The organism is Pseudomonas sp. Pseusp97 (assembly GCF_047304025.1).
GTDB lineage: Bacteria > Pseudomonadota > Gammaproteobacteria > Pseudomonadales > Pseudomonadaceae > Pseudomonas.
Genome location: NZ_JBGLYK010000227.1, coordinates 1 through 8770 on the forward strand (window position 1 = coordinate 1; position 8770 = coordinate 8770).

Here is an 8770-nt window from a genome sequence, read left to right on the forward strand (position 1 = left end):
GACCTGTGCGTCGGCGTAACCCATGGTCGCCAGGGACTGGAAGTTGGCCTGGGCAAGTGGCTGGCGGCCAAGCCCGGCGGCACCGACGCCGAGCACCGCGAAGCCGAACAGCTGCTGACCCGCGCCTTCGATGAAGGCGAGGACAGCGCGCTGGTTCCGCTGATCGTGCTCTACCTGCAGTACCCGCAGGCCTGGCCGAACGTCAACCCGCAGCAGCGCATCGACCAGTGGCGCGCCCAGGGCCTGCCGCAGGCGGACCTGGCGCAGATCATCCTGTACCGCACCCAGGGCACCTACGACCAGCACCTGGGCGAGGTCGAGCAGGTCTGCCAGCGCTGGCTGACCCGCATGGACGTGTGCTGGATGGAACTGGCCACCGTGTACCAGAAGCAGGGCAACGCGGATAAGCAGAAGGCCCACATCGAAGCGCTCAAGGCAGGCTGGAAGGCCGGCCGCGTACCGTCCGAGCGCGTCGAGTCAGTGGCCGGCGTACTGGCCGACCAGAACATCGGCACCGCCGATCCGCAGGCCGCGCAGGCGTTGCTCAACGAGATCGCGCCGACCTACCCGGCCGCCTGGGTCAGCCTCGCCAAGCTGCAGTACGACAACCCCGACCTGGGTGACCTGGACCAGATGCTCGACTACCTGAAGAAGGCCCAGGACGCCGCACAGCCCCGCGCCGAACTGCTGCTGGGCCGCCTCTACTACGACGGCAAGTGGGCCCCGCAGGAGCCGCAGAAGGCCGAACAGCACCTGCTCAAGGCTGCCGCCACCGAGCCGCAGGCGCATTACTACCTGGGCCAGATCTATCGCCGTGGATTCCTCGGCCAGGTCTACCCGCAGAAGGCCGTGGACCACCTGCTGATCGCCGCGCGCGCCGGCCAGGCGAGCGCCGACATGGCTCTGGCACAGCTGTATTCGCAGGGACGTGGCATTCGCCCGAATCTGGTCAACGCTTACGTGTTCGGCGAGCTCGCCCAGCGCCAGCAGGTCCCTACCGCCAGTGACCTGATGGCGCAGATCGAGCCGCAGATACAACCGGCCGACCGCTCTGCGGCCCAGCAGTTGCTCAAGCGCGAAGAACAAGCGCGCGGGGCCAACTGGCAAGCCACCGTCAGCCTCCTGCAGAACAATCAGGATCAAGAAAACCTATGAAGCGCATTGACCCGATGACCACCCCGCCGTTTGCTCTTATCGAAGGGATTAAGCCGCGAGCTCTGGCTACCGCTGTTCGCCGCGCACGCCTGTTCCCCGTCATGTTCGGCGCCGGCCTGAGCCTGGCCGGGACCCTCTTCGGCAGCCTCGCCCACGCGGCAGAAGAGCCGCCGAAGAACTTCGGCCTCGACATCAAGGTGACCGCCGAATCCGAGGACGACCGCGACCTGGGCACCGCCCGCGGCGGCGACCTCAACGGCATCGGCCTGGACCTGCGCCCGTGGGCCTTCGGCCAATGGGGCGACTGGAGCGCCTATGTGATGGGCCAGGCGGTCGCCGCCACCGACACCATCCAGACCGACACCCTGCAGAACGACGACGTCAACGGCTCCAGCCGCAGCAGCAGCGACAACAAGCGCGAGCCCGACGACGCCTACCTGGCCCTGCGCGAGTTCTGGGTCGACTACGCCGGCCTCACCCAGTACCCCGGTGAGCACCTGCGCTTCGGTCGCCAGCGTCTGCGCGAAGACAGCGGCATGTGGCAGGACACCAACATCGAAGCGCTGAACTGGACCTTCGACACCACCCTGCTGCGCGCCCACCTCGGCGCCGCCCAGCGTTTCTCCGACTACCGCACCGACATCACCGACCTCGCGCCGGAGGACAAGGATCGCACCCACGTCTTCGGCGATATCTCCACGCAGTGGATGCCGCAGCATTGGGTCGGCCTGCGCCTGCACCATTCCGACGACAGCGGCAGCCTGCCGGACCCGGGCGAGACCGTCGATTCGCTGGACAAGCGCTCCACCGGCGACCTCACCTGGGTCGGCATCGAGGCCAACGGCGACGGTTACAACTGGCGCTCGCAGATGCCCATCAATTACTGGGCCAGCGCCACCTGGCTGACCGGCAACCGCGACCGCCTGACCACCGTCCCGGTGAACGGCGAGCGCGTCGCCGCCGGCAAGCAGAGTGGCGACGTGGATGCCTACGGCGCCGACCTCGGCCTGCGCTGGAACATCGACGAGCAATGGCGCGTCGGCGGTGCCTATGCCCGCGGCAGTGGCGGCGGCAAGAACGGCGAAGACCAGTTCGAGCAGACCGGCCTTGAGAGCAACCGCTCCAACTTCACCGGCACCCGCGCCCGCGCGCACCGTTTCGGCGAGGCGTTCCGCGGCGAACTGTCGAACCTCGAGGCCGCCACCCTGTTCGGTTCCTGGCAGCTGCGCGACGACTACGACGCCAGCGTCATCTACAACAAGTTCCGCCGCGTGGACAGCGACTCGGACATCGGCAACAGCGGCATCACCGCTCCGCTGGTCAACGACTCCAAGGACATCGGCCAGGAAGTCGACCTGGTCGTGACCAAGTACTTCAAGCAGGGCCTGCTGCCGGCATCGATGAGCCAGGCGATCGACGAGCCGTCGGCGCTGATCCGCTTCCGCGGCGGCGTGTTCAAGCCCGGCGACGCCTACGGCAGCCACGTCGACTCGACCATGCACCACGCCTTCGTCGACGTGATCTGGCACTTCTGAGGACTGTAGCGATGACCCTCCATCGGATTCCCCAGCTCGCTTTACGCCGCCCCCGCTGCGTGGCCGGGTATCCGCTGGAGGCCCGCGCGCAAGGAGACACGGCCATGAACCGCCACCCGATACACGCCCTGCCGCTGACCGCGCTGCTGCTCGGCGGCCTGCTCAGCGCCGGCGCGCCGACCTGGGCGGCGCAGCCCGCGGCCAAGGCCGAAACCAGTGCTGCCCAGGCCAGGACAGCCGAGGCCGCCAAAGCCGGCGACAGCGAGAAGGCCCAGGAAGAACAGCCGGACGGCGAACCGGGCCACACCCAGACACTCAAGCAATCGGGCAACTACACCGTGACCGCCGCGCCCAGCGAGCCGCTGCACCTGGAGCCGCCCAAGCTGCCTGACCTGTCGGGCTACACCGCCGAGGCGGTGGAGAAGAAGATCCAGCGCAACAAGCGCGGCAAGGCCCACATCGAACGCATGGTCCAGCAGCAGCCGCTGAAGGAATTCACCGGGGGCAAGAACCGTCTCGGCGAATGGGTGAAGCGCCAGCGCCAGATGCCCAAGGCGATCTTCATCGACGGCGGCTACGTCAACCTCACCGAGCTGGTCGGCAAGCTGCCGAAGAACGTTCTGGAGCAGACCGAGCCGGGCGTCTACGTCGCCCGCCTGCCTATCGTCGTCAGCCAGGGCGCGACCCTGGAGATCGACGGCAAGGTCAAGGAACTGCGCCTGTCGCAGGATCGCGGCTCGTTCCTGGTCAACGACGGCAAGCTGTTCGTGCGTGACACCAAGGTCACCGCCTGGAACGAGGCGAAGAACGAACCGGCCTGGTTCAAGGAGCCCAACGAATTCCGCCCCTTCCTGATCTCCTGGGGCGGCGCCGAAGCCTACCTGGTCAACAGCCATTTCGTAAGCTTCGGCTACAACGCCTCCAAGGCCTACGGCATCTCCATCTCGCAGTACAGCCCGGGCATGGACAAGACCATGAAGCGCCCGCGGCCCCAGGGCTGGGTGCTCAACTCCACCTTCGAGGACGCCTGGTACGGCTTCTACTGCTACGAGGCCGACGACCTGGTGGTGCGCGGCAACACCTACAGGAACAACGTCGTCTACGGCATCGACCCGCACGACCGCTCGCATCGCCTGATCATCGCCGAGAACACCGTCTACGGGACCAGGAAGAAGCACGGCATCATCGTTTCCCGCGAGGTCAACGACAGCTGGATCATCCACAACAAGACCTACGACAACCACCTCTCCGGGATCGTCCTCGACCGTAATTCCGAGCGCAACCTGGTGGCCTACAACGAGGTGTACCGCAACCACTCCGACGGCATCACCCTCTACGAGTCGGGCGACAACCTCATCTACGGCAACCAGGTGCTGGCCAACCAGCGCCACGGCATCCGCGTGCGCAACAGCGTGAACATCCGCCTGTACGAGAACCTCGCCGCCGGCAACAAGCTGATCGGCGTCTACGGGCACATCAAGGACCTCTCCGACACCGACCGCAACATCGACCTCGACCCCTTCGACACCAAGGTCTCGCTGATCGTGGTGGGCGGCAAGCTGGCCGGCAACGGCTCGGGTCCGCTGTCGGTGGATTCGCCGCTGTCGCTGGAGCTCTACAAGGTGGCCATGCTCGGCCCGACCAAATCTTCCGGCATCTCCTTCAACGGCGTGCTCGGCGAGAAGCAGGACCAAATCCTGGACCTGCTGGTGCGCCAGCAACGCGCGGTGCTGATCGACCCCGTCGAAAGCCAGGCCGAACTGCAGAACTGAGGACCCGACGACCATGAAAAAACTGACCATCAACCTGCTGCGCCTGTCGGGCCTTTCCGCGGCCCTGCTGCTGGCCCACCAGGCCAGCGCCGCCGACGCGCCGAGCTATTCCGCGCAGCCGGCCGCCGGGCTCTGCCCCACCGCCGCCAACGACGCGGCGTACAACACCAAGTACCTGGGCTTCTTCACCCACCTGGTGCCGGCCCAGGAAGACTGGCTGTTCCGTACCACCTACGACCTGCGCACCGACTTCGGCACCACCCCCGAGGGCTGGCGCGAGCTCAAGCAGCTGCGCGACGAACTCAAGCGCAAGGGCATCGACCTCGTGGTGGTCTACCAGCCCACCCGCGGCCTGGTGAACCGCGAGAAGCTCAACCCGCAGGAGAAGGCCAGCTTCAACTACGAGCTGGCGAAGAAGAACTACCAGGCGACCATCGCCCAGTTCCGCAAGGCCGGCATCTACACCCCGGACTTCTCGCCGCTGTTCGACGAGAAGGAAGAGCACCCCTACTACTTCAAGGGCGACCACCACTGGACGCCGTACGGGGCGATGCGCAGCGCGAAGATCGTCGCCCAGACCCTGAAGGAAATCCCCGCCTACAACGACATTCCCAAGAAGGAATTCGAGAGCAAGCGCGTGGGCCTGCTGTCCAAGCTGGGCACCTTCCACAAGGCCGCCGCGCAGCTGTGCGGCAGCAGCTACGCGCCGCAGTACGTCGACCGCTTCGAGACCGAGCCGGTGGGCGATTCGGGCGGCGGCGACCTGTTCGGCGAAGGCGGCGATGCCCAGGTCGCGCTGGTCGGCACCTCCAACAGCGGCCCGGCGTACAACTTCGCCGGCTTCCTGGAGCAGTACGGCAAGGTCGACATCCTCAACAACGCCGTGTCCGGCGGCGGCTTCGACAGCTCCCTGCTGGCCTACATGACCAGCAAGGAATTCCACGACAAGCCGCCGAAGATCCTCATCTGGGAATTCGCCACCCACTACGACATGGCGCAGAAGAGCTTCTACCGCCAGGCCATGCCGCTGGTGGACAACGGCTGCGCCGACGGCAAGCCGGCCATCAGCCGCAAGGTCAAGCTGCACGCGGGCAGCAACGAGGTGCTGCTCAACAGCGGCGCGCTGCCGATCCGCTCGGGCAGCTACACCGCCGACGTCACCTATTCCGACCCCGGCGTGCACGAACTCAAGAACACCATCTGGTACATGAACGGTCGTCGCGAGCAGCTGAAGATCGAGCAGTCCAAGGCCGTGGACACCGGCGGACGCTACGTCTTCGAACTGCGCAACGACGAGGACTGGTCGAACCAGCAGTTCCTCTCCCTGGAGATCGAGGCGCCGGAAGACATGCCGGCGGGCCTGGAAGTCGAGGCCAAGCTCTGTCAGACGCCCAAAGCCAAGTCGGCCGACGTGGCCGCCAACTGACGCGAGGGAGTGAATTCCATGCCCAGCCTACGCAAGATCAAGACACCCGTCGTCGCCCGCATCGGCCTGACCGTCGCGGTGCTCGGCGCCCTGTTCGGTGGCGAGACCACCACCTACGCCGCCGACCTGATGCCGCCGCCGGGCTACTTCTCAGCCGTCGGCGACAAGGGCAGCAAGAAGGATTCTGGCAACTGCCCGACTCCCCCGACGCCCTATACCGGCAGCCTGCAGTTCACCAGCAAGTACAAGGGCTCGGACTCGGCGCGCGCCACCCTGAATGCGGATGCGGAGAAAGAGTTCCGCAGCCAGATCAAGGACATCACCGACATGGAGCGCGGCGCCACCAAGCTCATCACCCAGTACATGCGCAGCGGCAACAAGGGCGACCTGGACTGCGCGATGAACTGGCTGACGTCCTGGGCCGAAGCCGGCGCGCTGGAAAGCAGCGACTACAACCACACCGGCAAGTCCATGCGCAAATGGGCGCTGGGCAGCCTGTCGTCCTCCTACATGCGCCTGAAGTTCTCCAGCAGCCGCCCGCTGGCCTCCTACACCGAGCAGTCGAAGGAGATCGAGAACTGGTTCAGCACCCTGGGCAGCCAGGTGGTGCGCGACTGGAGCGACCTGCCGCTGAAGAAGATCAACAACCACTCCTACTGGGCCGCCTGGTCGGTGATGTCCACCGCCGTGGTGACCAACCGCCGCGACCTGTTCGACTGGTCGGTGCAGGAGTTCAAGGTGGCCGCCAACCAGGTGGACGCCGACGGCTACCTGCCCAACGAACTCAAGCGCCGCCAGCGCGCCCTGTCGTACCACAACTACTCGCTGCCGCCGCTGACCATGATCGCCGCCTTCGCCCAGGTGAACGGCGTCGATCTGCGCCAGGAAAACAACGGCGCCCTGCAGCGCCTGGCCAACCGCGTGATGCAAGGCGTGGACGACCAGGACGCGTTCGACGAGAAGACCGGTAACGACCAGGACATGGGCGACCTGAAGGAGAACAGCAAGTTCGCCTGGCTGGAGCCCTATTGCGCGCTCTACAGCTGCGCGCCCAAGACCCAGGACTGGAAGAAGAAGATGGAGCCGTTCAACAGCTTCCGCCTGGGGGGTGAAGTGACCAAGGTTTTCAACCGTCAGGGGGCGGGGAGCTGAAGCCGAAAGGCAAGAGCCCCTCTCCCCCGCCCTCTCCCTGAAGGGAGAGGGAGCTGTCCGAGCGATTGGGCAGCCTCGTAGGGCGGATAACGCTTCGCGTCATCCGGCCGGACCTGTAGGAGCGAGCTTGCTCGCGAACAGTATTTCCGGGAGCTCCGGCGTAGGGCGGTTCGCGAGCAAGCTCGCTCCTACGAAGAGCTACCCATCCCGCACACGCGGGGCATAAACACCACCCGACCCACGCAACAAAGACGCGGGCGGGCGCAGCAGATTGAGCACCACATGGGGAGGAATTGGCGGGTTGCCCCGGCCTTTCCTCAAGGCGTCGCGAAGACGCCGGAAGGTCCGGAGCCACTCAAGGTTTGAAGCTCCAGAGAGAGACGCGGAATGGTCTTTTCTTCCAACGTGTTCCTGTTCCTGTTCCTGCCGGTCTTCCTCGGCCTGTACTACCTGAGCGGGAACCGCTACCGGAACCTCCTGTTGCTGGTCGCCAGCTACATCTTCTACGCCTGGTGGCGGGTGGACTTCCTCCTGCTGTTCGCCGGCGTCACCCTGTTCAACTACTGGATCGGCCTGCGCATCGGCGCCGCCGGCGTACGCACCAGGGCCGCGCAGCGCTGGCTGATCCTCGGCGTGGTGGTCGACCTCTGCGTGCTGGGCTACTTCAAGTACGCCAACTTCGGCGTGGAGAGCCTCAACGAGATCATCACCTCGTTCGGCATGCAGCCCTTCGTGCTGACCCACATCCTGCTGCCCATCGGCATCAGCTTCTACACCTTCGAATCGATCAGCTACATCATCGACGTGTACCGCGGCGACACGCCTGCCACGCACAACCTGATCGACTTCGCGGCGTTCGTGGCGATCTTCCCGCACCTGATCGCCGGCCCCGTGCTGCGCTTCAAGGACCTGGTCGACCAGTTCAACCACCGCACCCACACCGTCGACAAGTTCGCCGAAGGCTGCACCCGCTTCATGCAGGGCTTCGTCAAGAAGGTGTTCATCGCCGACACCCTGGCGGCGGTCGCCGACCACTGCTTCGCCCTGCAGAACCCCACCACCGGTGACGCCTGGCTCGGCGCGCTGGCCTACACCGCGCAGCTGTATTTCGATTTCTCCGGTTACAGCGACATGGCTATCGGCCTGGGCCTGATGATGGGCTTCCGCTTCATGGAGAACTTCAACCAGCCCTACATCAGCCAGTCCATCACCGAATTCTGGCGGCGCTGGCACATCAGCCTGTCCACCTGGCTGCGCGACTACCTGTACATCAGCCTGGGCGGCAACCGCGGCACCACCTTCCAGACCTACCGCAACCTGATCCTCACCATGCTGCTGGGCGGCCTGTGGCACGGCGCCAATGTCACCTACATCATCTGGGGCGCCTGGCACGGCGTGTGGCTGGCCATCGAGCGGGCCCTGGGCGTGAACGCCGCGCCGCGCGTGCTCAATCCGCTGAAGTGGGCGTTCACCTTCCTGCTGGTGATCGTCGGCTGGGTGATCTTCCGCGCCGAGAACCTGCACGTGGCCTGGCGCATGTACGAGGCCATGTTCAGCTTCGGCGACTGGAAGCTCTCCGAACTCAACCGCGCCAGCCTCACCGGCCTGCAGGTCGGCACCCTGGTGATCGCCTACCTCGTGCTCGCCTTCTTCGGCCTGCGCCAGTTCTACAACCAGCCGATGCAGAGCAAGGCGCCCAAGGCCGCGGCGAAGACCGAGCAGGTCGAGGC

6 protein-coding genes are annotated in these 8770 nt (G+C 65.7%); all 6 read left to right on the forward strand.

Features of this window, described 5'->3' with window-relative positions:
- Positions 1 to 1155: alginate biosynthesis protein AlgK (locus ACCC94_RS25045; RefSeq protein WP_413352324.1), on the forward strand; the 1155-nt coding region annotated here is incomplete at its 5' end.
- 101 nt (positions 1156 to 1256) lie between these two features.
- Positions 1257 to 2690: an alginate export family protein gene (locus tag ACCC94_RS25050; RefSeq protein ID WP_413352329.1), complete on the forward strand. Its 1434-nt coding sequence runs from the start codon at positions 1257 to 1259 to the stop codon at positions 2688 to 2690.
- A 104-nt stretch (positions 2691 to 2794) separates the two neighbouring features.
- Positions 2795 to 4462: a mannuronan 5-epimerase AlgG gene (gene algG, locus ACCC94_RS25055; protein ID WP_413352325.1), complete on the forward strand. Its 1668-nt coding sequence runs from the start codon at positions 2795 to 2797 to the stop codon at positions 4460 to 4462.
- A gap of 13 nt (positions 4463 to 4475) precedes the next feature.
- Positions 4476 to 5888: an alginate O-acetyltransferase gene (locus ACCC94_RS25060; protein WP_413352327.1), complete on the forward strand. Its 1413-nt coding sequence runs from the start codon at positions 4476 to 4478 to the stop codon at positions 5886 to 5888.
- Between the two features lie 36 nt (positions 5889 to 5924).
- Complete coding sequence (locus tag ACCC94_RS25065; RefSeq protein WP_413352330.1) at positions 5925 to 7040, forward strand: mannuronate-specific alginate lyase; 1116 nt, start codon at positions 5925 to 5927, stop codon at positions 7038 to 7040.
- A gap of 387 nt (positions 7041 to 7427) precedes the next feature.
- A partial coding sequence (locus ACCC94_RS25070) for an MBOAT family O-acyltransferase (RefSeq protein WP_413352328.1) occupies positions 7428 to 8770 on the forward strand: 1343 nt, incomplete at its 3' end.